This is a genomic window from Salinivibrio sp. IB868 (genome assembly GCF_001995655.1).
Lineage (GTDB): Bacteria > Pseudomonadota > Gammaproteobacteria > Enterobacterales > Vibrionaceae > Salinivibrio > Salinivibrio siamensis.
On sequence record NZ_MUEW01000007.1, the window covers coordinates 1 to 21,863 of the forward strand.

Genomic DNA, 21,863 nt, shown 5'->3' on the forward strand with positions numbered 1-21,863 from the left:
TTGGTCCGTAGACATTATGCGGTATTAGCCGTCGTTTCCAACGGTTATCCCCCTCGTCAGGGCAGGTTCCCAGCCGTTACTCACCCGTCCGCCGCTCGACGTCCAGTAAATCCACCGAAGCTTCAATACTGCCGTTTCCGCTCGACTTGCATGTGTTAGGCCTGCCGCCAGCGTTCAATCTGAGCCATGATCAAACTCTTCAATTTAAGTTTTTCGAAACCGAAGTTTCAGCTCAATGAATACTGATTACTGTTTCTCTCCGAAGAGAAAAACGAATTGACTGTGCCGAACAACTATTAAAGTTGTCGTTTGGTCACTCAGTTCATCGAATAAATCTTTTTGTCTATTCTCAACGAGTGCCCACACAGATTGCATAGGTCAAATTGTTAAAGAGCGTGTTGACTGAGTGGTTGGCATTTCGTGACTTGCGTCTCGTTGCCCCGTCAACAGGAAGCGCAGTATAGAGATCTCAGTTTTTCCCGCAACCCCTAAACATAAAAAAAATGCGCCTTGCTACTCGTTTGTTCACAAAACAAACAAAAGTAGACAAAAGGCGCTTTTTTAGTCAGCAAGAACGGAAAGTGGCTGGTCTTCACCCGTTCTTATTTTCAATCACTCTTAGTGCGAATGCTGTTTTTCTTCCTCGCGTTCTTTAGCTCGGCAGTAACGTACAGAGCCCCACGCCATCAGCAGGAGTACAAAAGGTATCGCACCGGCTGTCCATTGTGCCCACGTATAATAGGCAAGTGTCTCTATGATGATGACATGGCCAAGGATCAATAAAGCCGCGCAGATTATCGCGACGACCATCATACTCAATTCTGATTTCATCCTTTTCCCCCTCAATGTTGTGTACGTGTTGAGTTTATCGAGGGAGACGCACGGTAGATTAGTACAGATAGTTCAGTATTCAGCTGTGACAGTTGAGTGCACAGATAACGCTGAGATCGAGCTCGCAATCTGTGTGAGCCCCTCCAAGCTCTGACTATCATTGACCCCTTCGGCATTTTGCCTTCCCACAATCGAGACGTTCAGTCGAAAGCAGTGATTAAAGCGTCCGTCACTGGCAAATAGTGCACCCGGTGCGATTGTCACGCCATAAGGCCTGAGTGCTTGAAAGAGGTCGCGCGTATCGATGCCCTTATCGAGCATGATCCACAAAAAATAGCCGCCTGTAGGCTGACTCATCACCGTAGAGGGAGGTAAAAGTGCTTTTAGCCTTGTACGTATCACCTCATGGCGGGAAGACAATGTTTCGCGTAATCGCCGTAGGTGCGAGTCATACCCACCTTGCTTTAAATAATCGGCAATCGCCAATTGGTTAGGTGCGCCGACTGCCAAACTCGATACAGACTGGCGCTTCTCTATTTGCATCGCATAACAGCCTGCCGCTATCCAGCCAACCCGAAAACCCGGTGCGAGTTGTTTCGAAAACGAGCCACAGTGCAGCACACTACCCTGCGTATCGTAGGCTTTAAGCGGCATCGGCCTTGCCTCTGAGAAAAACAGCTCGCCATAGACATCATCCTCTATCAATGGCACTTGATACGCAGCGAGTATGCTGACCACATCTGGCCTGCGATGCGCTGGTATCGACGCGCCCGTGGGGTTATGGAAGTTGCTCATCAACCAACACGCACTGATCGAGTGGGACGCTAAGGCATGCTCCAGTGCATGGATATCGACCCCTGTTTCAGGATCAACCGCGACGGGAACGGCTTTAAGCTGTAAACGTTCGAGTGTCTGCAGCACCCCGTAGAACGCGGGGGCTTCAATAATCACCTTATCTCCTGGCTTCGTCACTGCCGCTAAAGACAGACTCAATGCCTCTATTGCCCCATTAGTAATAATGATTTCATCAATACTGACTTTAATTCCTTGGCGGAGATAACGCTGTGCAATCTGTCGACGTAGGCCGATATCGCCCGGCGGTAAAATCGTGAAGTGATCGGGATGAGAGGATTGACGCAGCACTCGCGCCATCGCGCGGCCAAGCGCTTGCATGGGAAATAACTGAGGATCAGGAAAAGCTGAACCAAATGGGTAGTACGCGCCTTTATGGCTAGCACTGATCACATCAAGCACGTCCTGGTGGGTGTCGAGCCACTGAGATTGCGCTTGTGGTCGTGCCAATGCATCCACCGCGAGCTTGTTATAATGGGGCCGCACAAAAAAGCCAGAGCGCGGACGCGCCTCAACCCAACCATCGGCTTCTAATTGCTCATAAGCTCTCATTACCGTCATTGGGCTAACGTGTTGAAGCCGACTCATCTCCCTCACCGAAGGGATCCGATCACCGACTTGCCAAACACGCTGCTGAATTTGTGTTTCGATCCAGCTGGCAATGTCTCGATAACGCATTTGCACACTACTACTCCCTGTTATTGCCCAGACGGCGATCATACCTTGGCAAGTAACAATTGACGGGATGGAATGTAGCGGAGTGTGACCTGATCAGCGCTAATCCTTGCCCACAACGAAAAAAGCCCCAGTCTTTTGACTGGGGCTTTTTTGGGATTTGGTGCCGAGAGAGGGACTTGAACCCTCACACCCGTTAAGGCGGCGGATTTTGAATCCGCTGCGTCTACCAATTCCGCCATCTCGGCAAGTGGGGGCAATTATACGTACCGACCTTTGGAGTGCAAGTAATAAAAATAAAAATCCGTTCGTTCGCACTATTTTTAACCAATTCAAGCCATTCAGCCACATTGGTGCTGAATTTGTCCCCAAAAGACATCGCAAAACCGAGGTATAAGCTTACTCACTGTCTGCCGGTCTATGCTAGGCTAGCACCGAATTGAGTACTGGGGTGTGAACAATCAAATGCAAACTTCTTCTATCGCTTGCCCAACCGCAGGCTTTTTCCGGCGTTTAGCCGCTTGGCTTTATGATCTCCTCGTCGTGGCGGCTTTGCTCATGCTCGCCGGAGGGGGAATGATGGCAATACTCGCCCTAGCACAAGTGCTAGGCATGTCGATTGCCCCTTACCAAGACATCAGTGATTTCTTAACCCATCACCCGATAGTCAATCCACTTTATACTGCGTATCTGGCCTGTGTCATCGGTGGTTTTTATGGCTACTTTTGGTGTAAAGCCGGACAAACGCTGGGCATGCGCGCGTGGCGGCTTAGGTTACAAAATACCGATGGCAGCAACATTCGTCCCACTCAAGCCATTATTCGTTTGGCCACTGCCTGCTTTGGCCTCGGGAATCTGGTTGTTCTTTTCGACATTAATAACCGTGCATTTCAAGACCACTTCGCCGAATGCGACATGATTGTGCTTCCCAAGCCCACTAAGAACAAAAAAGACTAATCACCTCTCTCGACTGGGCACCTGCTGCGTGCCCTCTCCTACCTATCGACTCACCGTTATAAATTGATATAAGACAATAAATGGGTTGATTTCTACCTATTCACCTATCCGTTATTTTTTAGGTTTTATTCATCACACGTAAAGCGACTGATTGACTAAATAATCAAAGCTCGCACATAAACTCATCATTAACTCAGCTTTCAGCACCGTAGAGGAAGCGAGCCCAACATCATTTAATCAATAAAAACCCAAGCCACACAAAAAGAGAAAATAATAACTACGCATAAATAACAACACCACATTCAGTTTTATGGAGTTCACCTTTTTGGTGCTCCATTAACCACCTCTTCTTTTGTGAGATATCACTAAGAAGTGAAAAGGGAACCACTTTTACAATGAATGCAAAGCCATGTACCACGGCATAAAAATAATAAATAACGTGAAATTAACGGAATTACCTCAATACGTGTAGCGCACTATAGATGCTAATAAGAGGTATGAGGAGAAAGTATGAGTACTCACAGTGTTCCCGAAAAAAAAGGCTGGTTCTCGAACTTAAAGTTCCCGTCCGCCTATACCATTTTATTCATTCTTATCGCCGTCGTCGCCGCCCTGAGCTGGGTGGTGCCCGCCGGTCAGTATGAACGAGAGTATAATGAAGAGCTCGGTCGAGACGTTCCTATCTCAGGGACTTACGAACAGGTTGACAGTAACCCTCAAGGCATTGTCGATGTCCTGCTGGCTCCCATTGACGGTTTTTATAACCACCAAACGTATGAAGCGGCCGCCATTGATGTCTCGCTGTTCATTCTGATCATTGGTGGCTTTTTAGGGTTGGTCACCAAAACAGGTGCCATTGATGCGGGGATTGAACGCGTCACCAAGCGTCTAGAGGGACGCGAAGAGTGGATGATCCCCATTTTGATGGGCTTATTTGCCGCCGGGGGCACCATTTATGGCATGGCGGAAGAGTCCTTGCCTTTTTATACGCTACTTGTGCCTGTGATGATGGCTGCACGCTTTGACCCTGTAGTCGCAGCGGCGACGGTACTGCTTGGGGCAGGGATAGGTACGTTAGGCTCAACCATCAACCCGTTCGCCACTGTGATTGCAGCCAATGCCGCAGGGATCCCTTTCACTGATGGTATCCTCCTGCGTCTTGCGATCTTAGTCATTGGCTGGCTTATTTGTGTTGTCTATGTCATGCGCTATGCGCGCAAAGTACAAGCCGATCAGAGCCAATCGATCGTTTATGACCAGTATGAAAGTAATAAAAAACACTTCCTGGGCGAGCACGACGACAACCAAAGCCTTGATTTTACGGCCACACGCAAAGTGATACTGACTATCTTTGCCGGTGCCTTTGCCGTGATGATATATGGTGTTTCATCTCTTGATTGGTGGATGGCAGAGATCTCAGCCGTCTTCCTGGGGGCTGCCATCATCATTGGCCTGATTGCACGCATGAGCGAAGAGGAAATCACCACCAGCTTCATTGATGGGGCGAGAGACCTACTCGGTGTGGCGCTAATCATCGGCATTGCCCGCGGGATCGTGGTGATTATGGATAAAGGCATGATTACCGACACCATCCTCAATAGTGCCGAGAGTTTAGTCAGTGGTTTGTCGTCTTTCGTCTTTATTAACGTGATGTATTGGCTGGAAGTGTTACTGTCATTCTTGGTGCCTTCTTCATCTGGCTTGGCAGTGCTCACCATGCCAATTATGGCGCCATTGGCCGACTTTGCGAACGTTGGGCGAGAATTGGTAGTAACGGCCTATCAATCGGCTTCGGGGCTCGTCAATCTCGTTACACCTACCTCCGGCGTGGTGATGGGTGGCTTGGCCATTGCCCGCGTGCCTTATGCGAAATGGATAAAATGGGTCGCGCCGTTGCTTGGCATTCTTACCATTATGATCATGGCCATGCTTAGCCTTGGCGTCATGTTATAACATCAGACATCAACTAAGCGTAGAGCGCATTGCTATCAAGCAGTGCGCTTTTTTATTTCTCTCACGTCCCCTGCTATAACAGCACACTTCCCTACCCCGTTCACACCTCTATTACATTATTAACACAAAGCGATTTAATACCGATCGTCATCACAAATAGAAACAAAAATCGCTCGGCATTTGTTAAATATAAATACCACTAAAGATAATCATTCATTTAATGCGCATAAGGTGAAATAAAAATAAAACATAAAAGGCATAAAAAATACACATGCCCTGCTAAAAACCTAGCACCATAAAAATAATATCGTTAAGCACGCAATAAAAGTGACTAAGCATTAAAAACCATTTTTTAATGCCGCCATAAATACCATTAACACAGAGTAAAAACCACGAAATAGAGGCAATGGTTTCAATGTGATCTAACTTCAAGTTCAACCGGCTCACGGCGTTAGAATAAATTTGTACCCAATAAAAAACCTGCACTTTTTATTTCCCTTCCGATAAAAAGCCAAGCAGAGATATACGGAGAAAGAAAGATGAACAACTTCTATGTCGGCTCTGAAATTGGTCAATTACGCACCGTGATGTTGCACCGCCCCGAGCGTGCTTTAACCCACCTCACCCCCTCGAACTGTCATGACTTACTTTTCGACGATGTTCTGTCAGTTGAACGTGCGGGTGAAGAGCATGACAAATTCGCTCAAACACTACGCGATCAGGGCGTTGAGGTGCTATTGCTGCAAAACCTGCTTGCCGAGACGCTGGATGTACCCGAAGCCAAAGCCTGGCTAATGAACCTTAAGATCTCGGACTATACCTTTGGTCCGTCATTTGCGAACGATATTCGCTGCTATCTCAATGATCTCCCTCACCACGAGCTCGCATCAATGTTCTTAGGAGGGCTGGCGTACTCCGAGCTACCGATTACCACGACCTCCATGTTACAAGCGATGCATGCCCCATCGGACTTTATCATTGACCCCCTGCCTAACCACTTATTCACACGTGATACCTCGTGCTGGTTATATGGTGGTGTGTCGATTAACCCCATGGCCAAACCGGCGCGTAAGCGTGAAACAAACCACTTGCGTGCGATCTACAAATGGCATCCTCGCTTTGCGAACGGCGACTTTATTACCTACTTTGGTGCACAAAACATCGACTACGACAATGCCACCATTGAAGGCGGCGATGTCACTGTCCTAGGGAAAGGCGTGGTATTGATTGGCATGTCTGAACGCACCACGCCACAAGGGGTGGAAAACCTCGCGTCCAGCCTGTTCAAACATGGACAAGCCAAGCAAGTAATTGCCATGGAGCTGCCAAAACATCGCTCTTGCATGCACCTAGATACCGTGATGACCCATATGCGTGAAGATACTTTCTCGGTGTACCCCGAAGTGATTCGCAAAGACATCAAATGCTGGAGTCTGACCGGTGACCGTAGCGGCCATCTCAATGTACGCGAAGAAGATTACTTCCTCACCGCCATCGAAAAAGCCCTCGATGTCGGCCCACTGAACCTGATCACTACCGGCGGCGATAGCTTCGAAGCGGAACGTGAACAGTGGAATGACGCCAACAATGTCTTGACCGTGCGCCCAGGTGTCGTCGTCGGCTACGAGCGTAACACTTATACCAATGAGAAATACGACAAAGCTGGGATCACTGTTCTATCCATTCCGGGTGATGAGCTGGGTCGCGGCCGCGGTGGCGCACGCTGCATGAGCTGCCCGATTCATCGTGATGGCATTTAATCCCCGAGCGGGCTGGGCACCTGGCTCAGCCCCCACCGACTGTAGAGAGTAAGACTATGAAAAAACCCACTGTCGTCGTGGCACTCGGAGGCAACGCCCTGCTTCGTCGAGGCGAACCTTTAGAAGCCGACATTCAACGTGCCAATATCGCCAAAGCGGCCAAAACCATTGCGGCTATCGGCGAACAATACAACGTGGTGCTCGTCCACGGTAATGGCCCTCAAGTTGGTTTACTGGCCCTGCAGGGGCTCGAATACAAATCCGTGACACCTTATCCTTTGGACGTGCTAGGTTCAGAAACCCAAGGCATGATTGGCTATATGCTGATGCAAGAGTTGCATAACTTAGCGCCAGACCAACACGTGTCTTGCATGCTGACCCAGATGACGGTCGATCCTAACGATCCTGCGTTTGCGAATCCCACCAAGCCAATAGGCCCGGTATATGACCAACAAGAGGCCACCCAATTGGCCGAAAAGTATGGCTGGGATATTAAACCGGACGGCCAATATTATCGCCGTGTTGTGCCCAGCCCACAACCTACTGGGATTGTCGAAGACGACGCTATCGCGAGCCTCATCGACCAAGGGCACCTAGTGATTTGTACGGGAGGGGGCGGTATCCCTGTGATCCAAGAAGGGACCCAGCTAAAAGGCATCGAGGCTGTCATTGATAAAGATATGTCTGCCGCCTTCCTCGCCCGTCAAATCAATGCCGATGCGCTGCTTATTTTGACCGATGCCGAAGCGGTTTACCTCGATTATGGTGAGCCAAGTCAACGCGCACTTGCCGACACAACGCCCGATGATCTCAGCCAATATACCTTCGATGCTGGCTCTATGGGGCCAAAAATCGATGCCTCCTGCGAGTTTATTCGCCAAGGCGGCAAGCTAGTAGGTATTGGCGCCCTCGAAGATGGCCTTGCTATCTTGGCAGGCCAAGCTGGCACACGTATTCGTCCACACTCAGTCAATAACAACAATATTTCTCACGGCCAGCCTACCCCTGCACAGGCCTGAGACCAATAACAAAGAGGATTGCCCACTATGGCTTTTAATCTACGCAACCGTAACTTCCTAAAATTACTGGACTTCACTCCTCGTGAGATCCAACACTTTATCGATATGGCCATTGAGCTGAAAAAAGCGAAATACAATGGCTACGAAACGCCCCGTCTAAAAGGCAAAAACATCGCCCTTATCTTTGAAAAAGCGTCAACACGCACCCGCTGTGCCTTTGAAACCGCTGTTTTTGATCAAGGCGGCCAAGTGAGCTACATCGGCCCAACGGGGTCACAAATTGGCCATAAGGAATCGATGAAGGACACCGCACGCGTATTGGGTCGGATGTATGACGGCATTGAATACCGCGGCTTTGGCCAAGACATTGTGGAAGAGCTGGGTGAGTTCGCAGGGGTACCAGTCTGGAATGGATTAACCACAGAGTTCCACCCCACCCAAATTTTAGCGGACTTGATGACCATGCTCGAGCATGGACGCGGCAAGCAACTGCACGAAATGCGCTTTGCTTACTTAGGCGATGCCCGAAACAACATGGGGAACTCTCTGATGGTGGGTGCCGCTAAAATGGGGATGGACATCCGCTTAGTGGCTCCGAAAGCATTCTGGCCAGAAGAAGAGCTAGTCGCACAGTGTCGTGCTATCGCCGAAAAAACCGGCGCACGCATTACGCTGACCGAAGAGGTACAAGAAGGCGTGAAAGATTGTGACTTCTTGTATACCGACGTCTGGGTGTCGATGGGTGAGTCTAAAGAAGCGTGGGATGAACGCGTTGCGCTCATGAAGCCCTATCAAGTCAATATGGATGTCGTGAAAGCCACTGGCAACCCGCACGTGAAATTCATGCACTGTCTTCCTGCCTTCCACAATAACGAAACCACAGTGGGGGCAGAAATCGAAGAAAAGTATGGGTTAAAAGGCCTAGAAGTCACAGAAGATGTGTTTGAGTCAGACTGCTCAATTGTGTTTGATGAAGCAGAAAACCGTCTCCACACCATCAAAGCGGTGATGGTCGCCACCCTTGGCGATTAACGCCACCTGAGCGAGGGCGCCGAGTGGCGCCCTACTTCTCAATATTGACACCACCCAGTGACACCCATCAAAGTTTCATTTAAAAGCAACTGATAGCATATGCGATTGAATCACGCATTATTAGCTTTATGCGCTGATATTGACGTGAAATGCCGTTTATTATAAGGGGTTGCCCGTGGTTAATGATGCAATTCTATCGGTAAAAACGACCACTCCGGAGGACGATATCCTCTCTGCGTGTCGACACCTGCTGCAAACGCAAAGCTTTACCACCCAAGATGCCGTTCGCCAGCAATTGGTTCAACTCGGCTATCTTGATGTCAGCCAGTCGACCGTTTCACGCCTATTATCCAAGCTCGGGGTCGCCAAAGTACCCAATGCGCATGGACAAAAAGTCTACGCACTCAGCGGAGATATGGAGCCTGTCTACGCGGTGTCTTCTGTCGGCTCACAAATCGATGACATCACCTGTAGCCAAGCCATGGTGGTAGTGAAAACCCACCCAGGCGGCGCCCAGTTGATCGCTCGCTTACTCGACTTGCACCGACATCCTTTGATCTTAGGAACGGTAGGCGGGAACGATACTGTCCTGGTCGCACCACGCCAGCTCAATGAGCTTGCCGCCTGCGAGCAAGTGGTTCGAGACCGCCTTGCCCCTGAGTAAACGGCTTTACGTGGCAAGCTAACCGTTGCAGACTATAGGTGTCGCTTTTTATAACAAAGGAACAGACAATGACCCAAGTACTGCAAACCGAGCAGGCGCCAGAAGCTATCGGTCCGTATTCGCAAGGCGTTGACCTTGGCAACATGGTGCTGACCTCAGGCCAAATCCCCGTCAACCCAGTGACTGGCCAGATCTCTCCTGAAATCACCGCACAAACACGTCAGTCTCTCGACAACGTCAAAGCGGTGGTAGAAGCTGCTGGGCTTAAAGTGAATGATATTGTTAAGCTCACCGTGTTTGTCAAAAACATGGAAGACTTTGCGGATGTCAACAAAGTGTATGGTGCGTTCTTTGATGAACACGGTGTGGAAAGCTACCCTGCTCGTTCATGCGTTGAGGTCGCACGCCTGCCCAAAGACGTTGATATCGAAATTGAAGCGATTGCGGTGCGCCAAGCCTAATTGGTAAGCGACGGCAACGAAAAGCTATTTCAGCGAAACGCTAATTCCAGCGAAGAGCTAATGCAAAAGCGGCGCCTCTAGGCGCCGCTTTTTTATGTCGTGATGGCATAGCGCACACTTATCAACCGCGCGCCATCACATCGATACGTGATAAAACGTCAGCAAACCAAGCGGTGAAGCGCTCGGGGGCGTCCACCATCGCCTGCTTGACTTCATCTTCAGACCACCAGCGGCAGTCTGCTACCTCATCTGGGTTAGGGATCATGTCGACATGGTTGACTTCACAGGCGATGACTTGATCTAATTCATGCTCTATCAACCCGTTATCCAGCTCGGCACGGTATTCAAACCAAGGTCCCATGGTAAAATCAAGCGGGCGCGCTATCCCTAACTCTTCATACAGGCGCCGTTTTGCCGCCGCCGCAACCGGCTCATCTTGTTTGGGGTGCGAGCAGCATGTATTGGTCCACAATCCACCACTATGATACTTATCGAACGCGCGACGCTGTAGCAAGTACTCACGCTCACCCAGCTCATTGCAACGAAACAACATCACTGAGAAGGCCATGTGCAGCCATCCTTGCTGATGGGCCTCCAACTTTTCAGCGATCCCTTGAGGTTCACCGCTCGGTGAGACCAAAACCACATGGTGGCGCTGGGTTGAAGTCATAAACCTATCCTCAATTAGCGAACGCCTTGATTGCGCTCCGCCACTTCTGCATCAAGTTGTTCGAGCTTGCTTTTCATCACCTGGTGGCAATGCTTCGCGAGGTCACGGACATTGTCTTTATCGTAGCCTGTTGACGAAATTGGCGCCATCACTTCAACAATCACATGGCCGTTGTTCCAGCGGTTCGCTTTTAGGTGATGCGTCGAGCTACATACTATGGGAATCAAGGGGACGTTCGCACCGATCGCCGCATGAAATGCGCCGGTTTTAAAGGGCAATAGTCCGCGCCCGCGTGAACGTGTTCCTTCGGGAAATAACCATACGCTCAATTGTTTGGCTCGGATTTTCTCTGTGACCTGCGCAATGGTTCCCATGGCTTTACTGCGATTGGCACGATCAATCAATACATTGCCCGTGAGCCAATAGAGCTGACCAAAAATGGGGATCCATAACAGGCTTTTCTTACCCACGGTGACCGCGCCAGGCATCAACGCATTCGATAAGGTTACCATATCCCAATTGCTTTGGTGGTTGGCGATACACACGCTAGCGCCAGGCTCACGAGGTGCCCCTTCTGCGAAGCGCAGTTCAAGGCTAATCCCGAACAAACCAGAGAGGCGTCCAAACCACTTACTGATATGGTAGCAATTACGAGGGTTGCGAGGGCTTAACAAGCAATACAAACCTCCAAAAACAAACAGCAAAACAGCGACAATCAATAAAGCCAGCAGTCGCACGACAAAAATCATTTCTCTCTCCAAAGAGCAGGCGTGAAAGGCGAGTCAGTATACCGATTCAGCGCAAAAATGCACCCACACCGCCCCTGAGTTCAGGGGCGGTAGCAACTTAGCGTTCGGGCAGGATTTCGATTTGATCGACGCGCTGGAGACCACGCGGCAGCATACTGCCTCGTCGACCTCGCTCGCCACGATAATGAGTGAGATCATCCGGTTTTAAGGTCAGTTTGCGCTTCCCAGCGTGCAAGGTCACCCCGGCATTGGCTGGCACCACATACAGTTGGCTTAACACCTCTTCACGTGACTTGGCGCGTGCGCCAGGAATATTAATGATCTTATTCCCTTTCCCTTTACTCAGTTGCGGAAGCTCATGGACCGGGAACACCAGCATGCGGCCTTCATTGGAAATCGCGACAATCAAATCGCTTTCCAAATCACCCACCTGGCGCGGTGGCATCACTTCGGCTTGATCTGGAACCGTCAATAAGGCTTTACCGCTGCGGTTTTTGGAGAGCATATCCGCTTGCTTGCACACAAAACCATAACCGGCGTCCGAGGCCACCAAGGTGAGCTGCCCCTCATCCGCCATTAATACATGACGGATAGACGAGCCTGGGGTGATATTAATTCGCCCGGTAATCGGCTCACCTTGGCTGCGCGCGGATGGCAAGGTGTGCGACTCTATGGCATAGCTGCGACCATCAGACCCCAGGAAAACCGCGGGTTGGTTACTTTTGCCCGGTGCCGCGTCGAGGAACTTGTCGCCTGCTTTGTAATTAAGGCCAGTGGCATCCACATCATGCCCTTTGGCATGGCGGATCCACCCTTTATCTGAGAGCACCACAGTGATGGGTTCGCTGGGGACCAAATCACGCTCGGTTAACGCTTTGGCCTCCGCTCGTTCAACCAGCGGGGAACGACGGTTGTCCCCGTATTTTTCCGCATCCGCGAGGATTTCTTTTTTTATTAGGGTGTTTAAGCGACGATCTGAGCCGAGCAGCTTCTCTAGCTTATCGCGCTCTTTGCTCAACTCATCTTGCTCACCACGGATCTTGATTTCCTCAAGCTTGGCTAACTGGCGCAATTTGATCTCAAGGATCGCTTCTGCCTGTTTCTCGCTCAAACCAAAACGTGCAATCAGCTCGGCTTTTGGCTCATCCTCACTGCGGATGATTTCAATCACCTCATCAATGTTCAGGTAAGCGGCCAGTAAGCCCTCTAGAATATGCAGGCGAGCGAGGACTTTTTCCAGCCGATGCTCAAGGCGACGTCTCACCGTCTGGCGGCGGAACGTTAACCACTCAGATAAAATGCCATGTAACCCCTTAACTTGTGGGCGTCCATCCAGGCCAATCATATTAAGGTTAACGCGGTAGTTCTTCTCTAGATCGGTCGAGGCGAACAAGTGATCCATCAGTTGATCACAATCGACACGGTTAGAGCGCGGCACAATCACAATCCGGGTGGGGTTTTCATGATCCGACTCATCACGGAGATCGTCTACCATCGGCAGCTTTTTCGCCCGCATTTGATTGGCGATTTGCTCTAGCAGCTTAGCGCCCGATACTTGATGAGGCAGCGCAGTAATCACAATTTCATTGCTTTCTTTATGCCAAAGCGCGCGCATTTTGATAGAGCCCCGTCCGCTAGCATAGAGCTTTTTCAAATCTGACTTCGGCGTGATCACTTCCGCTTCGGTAGGGTAGTCAGGCCCCTGTACATGCTCCAGTACACCGTCTAAGTCCAAGCTCGGCTTATCGATCATTGCGGCCAACGCGTTGGCAAGCTCACGCGCATTGTGTGGCGGAATATCCGTTGCCATCCCTACCGCAATCCCGGTGATCCCATTGAGGAGAATATGCGGTAAGCGTGCCGGCAGGGTTTTAGGCTCTTTCATGGTGCCATCAAAATTAGGCCCCCAATCGACGGTTCCTAGTCCGAGCTCTTGCAGCAACACTTCAGAGAAACGCGATAAGCGTGATTCAGTGTAACGCATCGCCGCAAACGATTTAGGATCGTCAGGCGCGCCCCAGTTACCCTGCCCATCCACCAGCGGATAACGATAGGAAAACGGCTGAGCCATCAATACCATGGCCTCGTAACACGCCGAGTCGCCATGAGGATGGTATTTACCCAGTACATCCCCGACAGTACGCGCCGATTTTTTATATTTTGCCGTGGCGGATAGCCCCAGCTCTGACATCGCGTAAATGATCCGGCGCTGCACTGGCTTTAAGCCATCGCCGATAAACGGCAGTGCGCGATCCATGATGACGTACATCGAGTAATTGAGGTATGCGTCCTCAGTGAACTGGCGCAGAGCAAGCTGCTCTACCCCATCATAAGTCACCTCTGTCATGCGAATAAGATCCCGTTATAGTGATTTAGATATCGATAAGCTCGGCCATATCGCCTTTTTGCTGCAGCCAATGGCGGCGATCCTCTGCCCGTTTTTTACCCAGCAGCATATCCATCAGTTGCTGCGTCTGCTCATCATCATCAATAGTGAGCTGAACCAGGCGACGAGTATTGGGATCCATGGTGGTTTCACGCAGCTGTAACGGGTTCATTTCCCCCAAACCTTTAAAGCGTTGCACATTGATTTTGCCGCGTTTATTGCTCAAACGCTCAAGGATCCCTGCTTTTTCATCTTCATCCAAGGCATAAAAGACCTCCTTGCCACAATCGATGCGGTAAAGCGGCGGCATTGCCACATACACATGGCCAGCCTGAACCAAGGCTCTAAAGTGTTGCATAAAGAGTGCACATAGCAAGGTCGCAATATGTAAGCCATCGGAGTCCGCATCAGCGAGGATGCAGATTTTATCGTAACGAAGATTCCCCAAGTCCCCAGAATCAGGGTCAATACCCAACGCCACAGAGATATCATGTACTTCTTGGGAGGCCAATACTTGGTCTGCGGAGACTTCCCATGTATTGAGGATCTTGCCTCGAAGCGGCATCACCGCTTGAAATTCGCGATCCCGAGCCTGCTTAGCTGAGCCACCTGCCGAGTCCCCCTCGACCAAAAATAGCTCGGTACGACTTGAATCTTGCATCGCACAGTCAGTCAGTTTGCCAGGCAGCGCTGGGCCTGATGCCACTTTCTTACGCACCACCTTCTTCGCGGCACGCATGCGGCGATGGGCACTGGCAATACACACTTCCGCCAAACGCTCAGCAAGGTGTGGGCGCTCGTTCAGCCACAGGCTAAAGGCATCTTTGACCACCCCAGACACAAACGCCGCACATTGGCGAGAGGACAAGCGCTCTTTGGTTTGCCCCGCAAACTGTGGGTCTTGAATCTTAACCGACAGCACGTACGCACAGCGCTCCCAAATATCATCGGCGGTCAGCTTTACGCCGCGAGGGAGAAGGTTACGGAACTCACAGAATTCGCGCATCGCTTCCAGCATCCCTTGGCGCAAGCCATTTACATGCGTGCCACCTTGTGCCGTTGGGATCAGGTTGACATAGCTTTCTGTCGTTAGCTCGCCCCCTTCTGGCAACCAAATAACCGCCCAATCCGCGGCTTCGGTCTGGCCACTGAATTCGCCGATAAAAGGTGTTTCCGGCAGAACTTCATAGCCTTTGACACTGTCAGCGAGGTAGTCTTTCAACCCATCCTGGTAACACCAGGATGTGGTCTCATCGGTGTTTTTATCAGTGAGATTGACCGTCAGTCCCGGGCACAGCACTGCCTTGGCTTTTAAGATGGTTTTAAGACGGGCCAGTGAAAACTTGTCAGAATCAAAAAATTGGCCATCTGGCCAAAAGTGAACGCGCGTGCCACGGTTGCGACGACCACAGGTGCCCGTCACGGTTAAATCTTGTACTTTGTCGCCGTTTTCAAAGGCAATATCATACACTTGACCATCGCGCTTAACGGTAATCTCTACCCGATGAGACAGCGCATTCACTACGGAGATACCCACCCCGTGTAAACCACCGCTAAATTGGTAGCTTTTGTTGGAGAACTTACCGCCCGCATGCAGTTTGCATAAAATCAGCTCAACCCCAGAGACGCCCTCTTCGGGGTGAATATCAACCGGCATACCACGACCATCATCAATCACTTCCAGTGATTGGTCGGCATGGAGAATCACATCAATCTTGCTGGCATGGCCGGCTAACGCTTCATCGACACTGTTATCGATGACTTCCTGCCCAAGATGGTTAGGGCGACTGGTATCTGTGTACATACCGGGGCGTCGGCGCACGGGCTCGAGCCCATTGAGGACTTCTATCGATCCTGCGTTATAGTTTTGTTCTGTCATAATCGATTGGCTTAATAAATGTGATGACATGGTCAGCAAGGGGGATCCGCTTGTCAAGCGCGGCGCCAGATTGCCACAAGTTTCTGTGAGCTGCTATCCGTCTGCTGTGACGTAGCGGCTAAGATAGCACGAGCTTGCGTCTGTGTGCCTCTGTTTCAATGCCTCTAGCCTGATGGCGCGCTAGATACCAAGAAATTGGAGAATATCCCCACAGTAACGTTCAAAGCCGACAAAGCTATGATCGCCTCCCGGCTCAACCGTTTGTTGACTGGCACTGAATTTTGCCACTGCTTGGCGATAGTCCAGCACTTCATCACCTTCCTGTTGCAATAACCAAAATTGCTCAGGATGAGATAAGACCGGCACATCAATCTCACGCAAGGCGTTGATATCGGCAGCCTCGAGGGTGTAGCGTTCTTGGGTGTAAGGATTAACCTGTTCCCCAACATAATCTTGCAAGAGTTCGTAAGGGCGAACCGCGGGGTTAACCAGTACAGCGGGCAGTTGATAACGCTCACTCAGCCAGGTGGCTAAAAAGCCTCCTAACGAACTTCCCACCAAACCCAGCTGATGGGTTTCGCTAAAGCGCGTGATCAGTTCATTCAGTAACTGCACGGTTGGCTCAGGATGACTAGGCAGTTGTGGCACCAACACCTCAATATCAGGACGATGCTGGGCGCAATAGTCTTGCATCTGTCTCGCCTTTAACGATTGCGGCGAGCTGTTGAAGCCATGAAGATAAAGCAACGCTGATGGCATGATTAATATCCGCTGGAGTCGAAGTCTGGCCGAAAGTGCTGACCGGTTACACGCGCCACTTGCGTTTCTACGCGCCCGTCGGCATACAGCTCAAGCCAGCGCCAACCTGGATTTTGGTTATCGAGCGCAAAGTCGTGTGAGTCTGGCATAAACTGGATACAGGTGGAGGGCGCCGCCATCACACGCGCACCTTGATAACGCACATCCAAGGCCTGATGAATATGCCCACACACCACAATTTTCGCTTGAGGATGACGCGCCATCACTTGCCAGAATGCCTCTCGGTTAGCCAATTTATGCTGATCCAACCAAGTGCTTCCTGCATCCAACGGATGGTGGTGCAGCAACACCAACGCATGGCGCTCAGGATGCGCGCTTAAGTGTGTATCCAAAAGGTTCAGTTGCGCTTGTGATAATTCGCCGTGCGGTACACCAGCCACCTGACTGTCGAGCAGCACCATTTGCCAATGCTCCCCCAACAGGACTTGCGAGCAAGAGCGAAGGGTATTTGACTGTAATACCGCGCTCATTTCTGGCTGATAATCATGATTACCCGGTAGCCAAAAGCAAGGCTGTGACCACCGGGCGATACCGTCGACAAAACGGCGGTACGACAAAGCGGAGTGATCTTGAGACAGATCCCCCGTGGCAATAATGGCGTCGAAAGTCGGGTCAGTGGCACTGATGGCATCCAGCACCGCATGGTAGCTGCGAAGCGTATTAATACCCAGCAAGCTACCCTGCTCACTCGCGAACAGGTGTGTGTCGGTGATTTGCAAAAGACGAATACAATCGCCGTCGGCGTTATCTATCTGGCAAGACTGCAACGTTGAAAATACCTTTGCTGGTTTAGTTTAACGATGATTTATACATAGGATCAGACGCCACCACGCCACGGCGTAGGCAGTGGCCAAGCCAATCCGATAAAAATGCATTAACCTGATGTTTTTCGTCGCGCTGATGCATGCGCGGATTCGGGTAATCATAACGTGGTTTTAAGCGTGAAATCTGCTGCGTGGTACACACTTCCGCGACCCGTGCATCGTGATACAAGCGCACTGTCAGGTTAGCACGTAAGTAATCCGGCGCGGCGCCTGGGCTCAACTGAGCAATATCCAGTAAGGTGGTGTAGCGAGTTGACTCACGCACGACCAAGGCATATTCCTGCCCTTGAATATCGTATCGACACACCTGTCCCACCTCGTCACGCTTGGGCATCAAACGGACAAGTTTGGCGTAGTTGGTTTCATACAAGCGCATCATCGCTGGTAAGTCGACACGATATTCTGTTTTCACGCACACCTACTGTCTATTTACTGTTTTGTTCATTATAGCTTTGACGCAAGCGACTGGCATTGAGTTCCAACCATTGCAACGCAATGATTGAGGCGGCGTTTTCAATCTCACCATCAACCACCTTTTGATAGGCGTGTTGGCGAGATAATCGATGCACCAAAATGTCTTCATTTTCACTGTCGAGGCCGTGCACGCCTTCCGCTTCCGAGGCATCAACAATTGCGACAAACACATCCAACTGTTCAGAACAGCCACCAGAGCTGGATAAATAACGGGTAACACGCTCCATTTGATGCAGTAATAGCCCCGCTTCTTCCCGCGCTTCACGGTGGGCAACCTGCTCGGGGGATTGGTCTTTGTCTATCATCCCAGCCACAATTTCGAGTTGCCATGGTGTCGCGCCTGCTGCCATCGCCCCCACGCGGATTTGCTCAAGCATCACCACTTCATCACGCACGGGATCATAGGGTAAAACAGCCACCGCATGGCCACGTTCAAACAACTCCCGCACCACAGAGCCACTCCAGCCGCCTTCAAACAAGCGATGACGAAACTGATAGCGCTGAATGGAAAAGAAACCTTGATAAAGCGAAGAAATATCCTCGATCACAATATCGTCGCGATCGAATTGTCCGGGCGGATAGTCTGACATGCGGGCTCCTTTTCCTCGATGACACGAGCTGACGAATTGAAATGCTGAGTCACGCCTATACCCACTGGCCTRTGCCGAGCGGCAACGCGCGTCTTTCTAGCAAACCATAAACTTAACTTTTTTGATAAAAGTTACAACTATTTTTCAGTCCCATTTGCAAATTGGATAGTTTACACTCAATGTCCTAACAAATTGTCAGTTTCACGCAAGCATAATTGCGGTAAGCTAGTGACCGTCTATTTATCTAATCGCACAGATTCAGGGATTCCATCTATGAAAAAATTGCTCCCTTTGGCGTTAAGCTTGGCACTCGGCAGCGTAAGCAGTGCAGCCCTTGCCGATGATCTCGCCCAAATTTATCAACAAGCGAAGCAAAGCGATCCCACTCTTAATCAAGCGGCCGCCGAGCGCGACGCAGCGTTTTCTGCTGTGGATGCCACTCGTGGCACCTTGCTACCGCAAATAGCCTTAAATGCGGGATACGCCATTACCCGCAATGACAGCGACGATCAGCGTGACGTCGACACCACCAGCGCCGATATCAGCTTAAGCCAACAGATTTTCAAACGTGATAGCTGGGTCAACCTGGATATCAGTGAAATGCAGGCGCGCCAGCTAGATGCGACCTATGCGGCCCAGCAGCAAGGGTTAATGCTACGCGTGGCACAAGCCTATTTTGACGTGCTCCGCGCCATGGACAAGCTTGAGTTTATTCAGGCAGAAAAAGCGGCCGTGGGCCGTCAGCTTGAGCAAACCAAGCAACGTTTTGAAGTGGGCCTTTCGGCGATTACCGATGTGCATGACGCCCAAGCGCAATACGATGCCGTACTGGCCGATGAAATTTTGGCCGAAAACGCGCTCACCAACAGCTATGAGGGCTTGCGTGAGATCACCGGCCAAGCCCCACATGACTTGCGCGTGCTCGACACTGACCGCTTTAGTGCCAGTAACCCGCAGCAGCAACCGGCAGCACTGGTCAAAGTCGCCGAAGAGAAAAACCTCGAGTTGCTCGCCAACCGCATTGCCCGTGATACCGCCAAAGAGCAGATTAAACTGGCCAAAACCGGTCACCTGCCCACGCTGACCTTCAGCGCACAATACGGGATGACGGATAGCGATAATCAGCATACTCCCGGCTCGGTTGATTACAACGAAGGCACTGCCAGCCTCGATTTTAGCTTGCCACTGTTCACCGGCGGCAGCACCTCGGCCAATGTGGAAAAGGCGCAGCATGAGTATGTGGCCGCGTCACAAAGTCTTGAAGCCAAATACCGCAGCACGGTAAAAGATGTGCGCGCTTTCTATAACGACATCAATGCCTCAATTGGTGCGCTGCGTGCCTATGAGCAAACCGTGGTCTCTGCACGCTCAGCGCTAGAAGCCACTGAAGCAGGTTTTGAAGTGGGTACTCGTACCATTGTCGATGTGTTGGATGCTACGCGTCGCCTTTACGATGCCAACCGCAACCTCTCCAATGCGCGCTACGACTATATTCTAAGCCGTTTACGTTTACACCAAGCCATGGGCACCTTGTCTGAGCAAGACTTGCTCGATATTAACCAAGGGCTGGTTAAGCAAGAGTGATTCACGCTTGAGGCTTTAGTATGCAAAAAGGTGCCGACGGGCACCTTTTTTATTGTCATGAGTTGAAAGGGCAAGGCGCTATTGACCACGCCGAATCGACTCAATGATTTCTGTGGTAGAGCAGCCATCTTCAAAATTAAGCACTTTGACCTCTCCCCCGTTGGCGAGCACCGCCTCGGCACCAGCAATCTCGTTAACCTGATAATCACCGCCTTTAACGAGCAAATCGGGCAAGACTTCGCCAATCAGGCGCGCAGGCGTTTCTTCGCCAAAAGGAACCACCCAATCGACCGCGCCCAGCCCTGCCAGCACCGCCATCCGTCGATCGGTTGGATTGACCGGACGACCGGGCCCTTTCAGCGCTTGGACTGATGCATCCGTGTTGACGGCAACAATCAGGCGATCGCCCAGTTTGGCGGCTTCATTGAGGTACGCCACATGGCCTGCGTGCAAAATATCAAAGCAGCCATTGGTCATCACCACTTTCTCACCTCGTCCTTGGGCGACGTGCACCGCATCAATCAGCTGCGCTTCGGTTGTTACGCCAAAACCAGACTCGTGCGAGCCGTGTACCGCTTCGGTAAGCTCAATAGTAGAGAGGGTTGAGGTACCCAACTTACCCACTACCACGCCGGCCGCAGCGTTAGCCAGCGCACAGGCTTGCTCTATCGGTTTGCCCGCGGCCAATGATGCCGCCAATACCGATATCACGGTATCCCCCGCCCCTGTGACGTCGTACACTTCTTTGGCAAGCGTTGGCAAGTTCAGCGGCGCGGCATCAGGGCGCAGCAATGTCATCCCATGTTCACTGCGGGTGACCAGCAACGCACCAAGCTCGTATTGCTTGATCAACGCCAGGCCTTTTTCTTCCAAGCTTTGATCGTCCGTCACTGTGCCTGCCACCGCTTCAAACTCTGCCATATTTGGCGTCAGTAAGCTCGCCCCTCGATATCGCTCAAAATCCGTGCCTTTAGGGTCAACCAAGGTGGTGACACCCGCTTGTTTGGCGGCCTGAATCAATGTTTGCACCTCGGCTAATGCCCCTTTGGCATAGTCCGATAAGATCATCGCCTGCGCCTTGGGCAGTGCCGCCTCGACTTTAGCCAGCATGGGTGCCACATCCACACCCGCAAAACCCTCTTCAAAATCCAGACGAATCAACTGCTGGTTACGGCTCATTACCCGAAGCTTAGTAATAGTGGGATGCGAGTCTAGCGCCACAAAATCACAGTTAACATTTAGCGAGTCGAGGGTTTGTGTGAGCGCATCAGCCTGTTCATCCTTCCCGGTCAGACCAATCAGCTGGGTATGCCCACCTAAGGCTGCGATATTCATCGCCACGTTCGCGGCGCCACCTGGGCGCTCTTCCGTTTGATTGATCTTCACTACAGGCACGGGCGCTTCTGGAGAAATGCGTCCCGTCGGTCCATACCAATAGCGATCGAGCATCACATCGCCGACGACCAGAACATTGGCTTGGCTATAATCAGGAAGGCTGAGTTTCATCTGGATCTCCGAATACTGTCGTTACCGAGCGATAGTAGCATAGCCATAGGCTAAATGGGGGGCTCACAGGCGTATGCTGCGCACAATCTCAACACTTACCGCACACACTCGCGCAGGACAGCGCCAAGAATTTACTCTACAATAGCGCGGGCCTCACGGCTCTTTCTGGTTTGGTTTT

19 protein-coding genes, 1 tRNA gene and 1 rRNA gene are annotated in these 21,863 nt (G+C 51.1%); 8 read left to right on the plus strand and 13 right to left on the minus strand.

The window, feature by feature from the left end; translation table 11 throughout:
- The 4 genes from BZG20_RS08820 to BZG20_RS08835 all read right to left on the minus strand — a co-directional run.
- Positions 1-206: ribosomal RNA gene (locus tag BZG20_RS08820) — 16S ribosomal RNA — on the minus strand; the annotation flags it as partial.
- A gap of 412 nt (positions 207-618) precedes the next feature.
- Positions 619-831: a hypothetical protein gene (locus tag BZG20_RS08825; RefSeq protein ID WP_077578768.1), complete on the minus strand. Its 213-nt coding sequence runs from the start codon at positions 829-831 to the stop codon at positions 619-621.
- 72 nt (positions 832-903) lie between these two features.
- The gene (locus tag BZG20_RS08830) at positions 904-2,361 is read right to left on the minus strand and encodes a PLP-dependent aminotransferase family protein (RefSeq protein ID WP_227486529.1); all 1,458 of its coding nucleotides are present in this window, start codon (positions 2,359-2,361) and stop codon (positions 904-906) included.
- Positions 2,362-2,519: 158 nt separating this feature from the next.
- Positions 2,520-2,606: transfer RNA gene (locus tag BZG20_RS08835), tRNA-Leu, on the minus strand.
- 217 nt (positions 2,607-2,823) lie between these two features.
- On the opposite strand from BZG20_RS08835, the gene BZG20_RS08840 reads away from it, so the two are divergent.
- The 7 genes from BZG20_RS08840 (at position 2,824) to BZG20_RS08875 (ending at position 10,204) form a co-directional block, all read left to right on the plus strand.
- Complete coding sequence (locus BZG20_RS08840; protein WP_077578849.1) at positions 2,824-3,315, plus strand: RDD family protein; 492 nt, start codon at positions 2,824-2,826, stop codon at positions 3,313-3,315.
- A gap of 510 nt (positions 3,316-3,825) precedes the next feature.
- Complete coding sequence (locus BZG20_RS08845; RefSeq protein ID WP_046074226.1) at positions 3,826-5,268, plus strand: YfcC family protein; 1,443 nt, start codon at positions 3,826-3,828, stop codon at positions 5,266-5,268.
- 539 nt (positions 5,269-5,807) lie between these two features.
- Positions 5,808-7,028: an arginine deiminase gene (gene arcA, locus BZG20_RS08855; protein ID WP_046074228.1), complete on the plus strand. Its 1,221-nt coding sequence runs from the start codon at positions 5,808-5,810 to the stop codon at positions 7,026-7,028.
- Positions 7,029-7,084: 56 nt separating this feature from the next.
- Positions 7,085-8,047, plus strand: a complete 963-nt coding sequence (gene arcC / locus BZG20_RS08860) for a carbamate kinase (protein ID WP_077578771.1) — start codon at positions 7,085-7,087, stop codon at positions 8,045-8,047.
- 27 nt (positions 8,048-8,074) lie between these two features.
- Positions 8,075-9,079, plus strand: coding sequence for an ornithine carbamoyltransferase (argF, locus tag BZG20_RS08865; protein ID WP_046074230.1), 1,005 nt, complete (start codon positions 8,075-8,077; stop codon positions 9,077-9,079).
- A gap of 175 nt (positions 9,080-9,254) precedes the next feature.
- Positions 9,255-9,743 (plus strand): arginine repressor, encoded by a 489-nt coding sequence (locus BZG20_RS08870; protein ID WP_077578772.1) that lies wholly within the window; start codon positions 9,255-9,257, stop codon positions 9,741-9,743.
- Between the two features lie 68 nt (positions 9,744-9,811).
- The gene (locus tag BZG20_RS08875) at positions 9,812-10,204 is read left to right on the plus strand and encodes a RidA family protein (protein ID WP_069361728.1); all 393 of its coding nucleotides are present in this window, start codon (positions 9,812-9,814) and stop codon (positions 10,202-10,204) included.
- A gap of 121 nt (positions 10,205-10,325) precedes the next feature.
- On the opposite strand, the gene idi is transcribed toward BZG20_RS08875, so the two are convergent.
- From idi to nudF, 8 genes are all read right to left on the minus strand, one after another.
- Positions 10,326-10,874, minus strand: a complete 549-nt coding sequence (gene idi / locus BZG20_RS08880) for an isopentenyl-diphosphate Delta-isomerase (protein WP_077578773.1) — start codon at positions 10,872-10,874, stop codon at positions 10,326-10,328.
- 14 nt (positions 10,875-10,888) lie between these two features.
- The gene (locus BZG20_RS08885) at positions 10,889-11,623 is read right to left on the minus strand and encodes a 1-acylglycerol-3-phosphate O-acyltransferase (protein WP_046074234.1); all 735 of its coding nucleotides are present in this window, start codon (positions 11,621-11,623) and stop codon (positions 10,889-10,891) included.
- 97 nt (positions 11,624-11,720) lie between these two features.
- Positions 11,721-13,970: a DNA topoisomerase IV subunit A gene (parC, locus tag BZG20_RS08890; protein WP_077578774.1), complete on the minus strand. Its 2,250-nt coding sequence runs from the start codon at positions 13,968-13,970 to the stop codon at positions 11,721-11,723.
- A gap of 25 nt (positions 13,971-13,995) precedes the next feature.
- A complete protein-coding gene (gene parE, locus BZG20_RS08895; RefSeq protein ID WP_077578850.1) occupies positions 13,996-15,888 on the minus strand; it encodes a DNA topoisomerase IV subunit B in 1,893 nt (630 codons plus the stop codon).
- Positions 15,889-16,068: 180 nt separating this feature from the next.
- Positions 16,069-16,647, minus strand: coding sequence for an esterase YqiA (gene yqiA / locus BZG20_RS08900; protein WP_077578775.1), 579 nt, complete (start codon positions 16,645-16,647; stop codon positions 16,069-16,071).
- A gap of 2 nt (positions 16,648-16,649) precedes the next feature.
- Complete coding sequence (gene cpdA / locus BZG20_RS08905) at positions 16,650-17,474, minus strand: 3',5'-cyclic-AMP phosphodiesterase (RefSeq protein ID WP_077578776.1); 825 nt, start codon at positions 17,472-17,474, stop codon at positions 16,650-16,652.
- 22 nt (positions 17,475-17,496) lie between these two features.
- A complete protein-coding gene (locus BZG20_RS08910) occupies positions 17,497-17,943 on the minus strand; it encodes a DUF1249 family protein (RefSeq protein WP_077459426.1) in 447 nt (148 codons plus the stop codon).
- 13 nt (positions 17,944-17,956) lie between these two features.
- A complete protein-coding gene (gene nudF / locus BZG20_RS08915) occupies positions 17,957-18,595 on the minus strand; it encodes an ADP-ribose diphosphatase (RefSeq protein ID WP_046074238.1) in 639 nt (212 codons plus the stop codon).
- 273 nt (positions 18,596-18,868) lie between these two features.
- Here nudF and tolC point away from each other — a divergent pair, with 273 nt between their 5' ends.
- The gene (tolC, locus tag BZG20_RS08920; protein ID WP_077578777.1) at positions 18,869-20,179 is read left to right on the plus strand and encodes an outer membrane channel protein TolC; all 1,311 of its coding nucleotides are present in this window, start codon (positions 18,869-18,871) and stop codon (positions 20,177-20,179) included.
- A 78-nt stretch (positions 20,180-20,257) separates the two neighbouring features.
- Here tolC and hldE read toward each other — a convergent pair whose 3' ends face one another.
- Complete coding sequence (gene hldE / locus BZG20_RS08925; protein WP_046074240.1) at positions 20,258-21,685, minus strand: bifunctional D-glycero-beta-D-manno-heptose-7-phosphate kinase/D-glycero-beta-D-manno-heptose 1-phosphate adenylyltransferase HldE; 1,428 nt, start codon at positions 21,683-21,685, stop codon at positions 20,258-20,260.
- Positions 21,686-21,863: the final 178 nt, after the last annotated feature.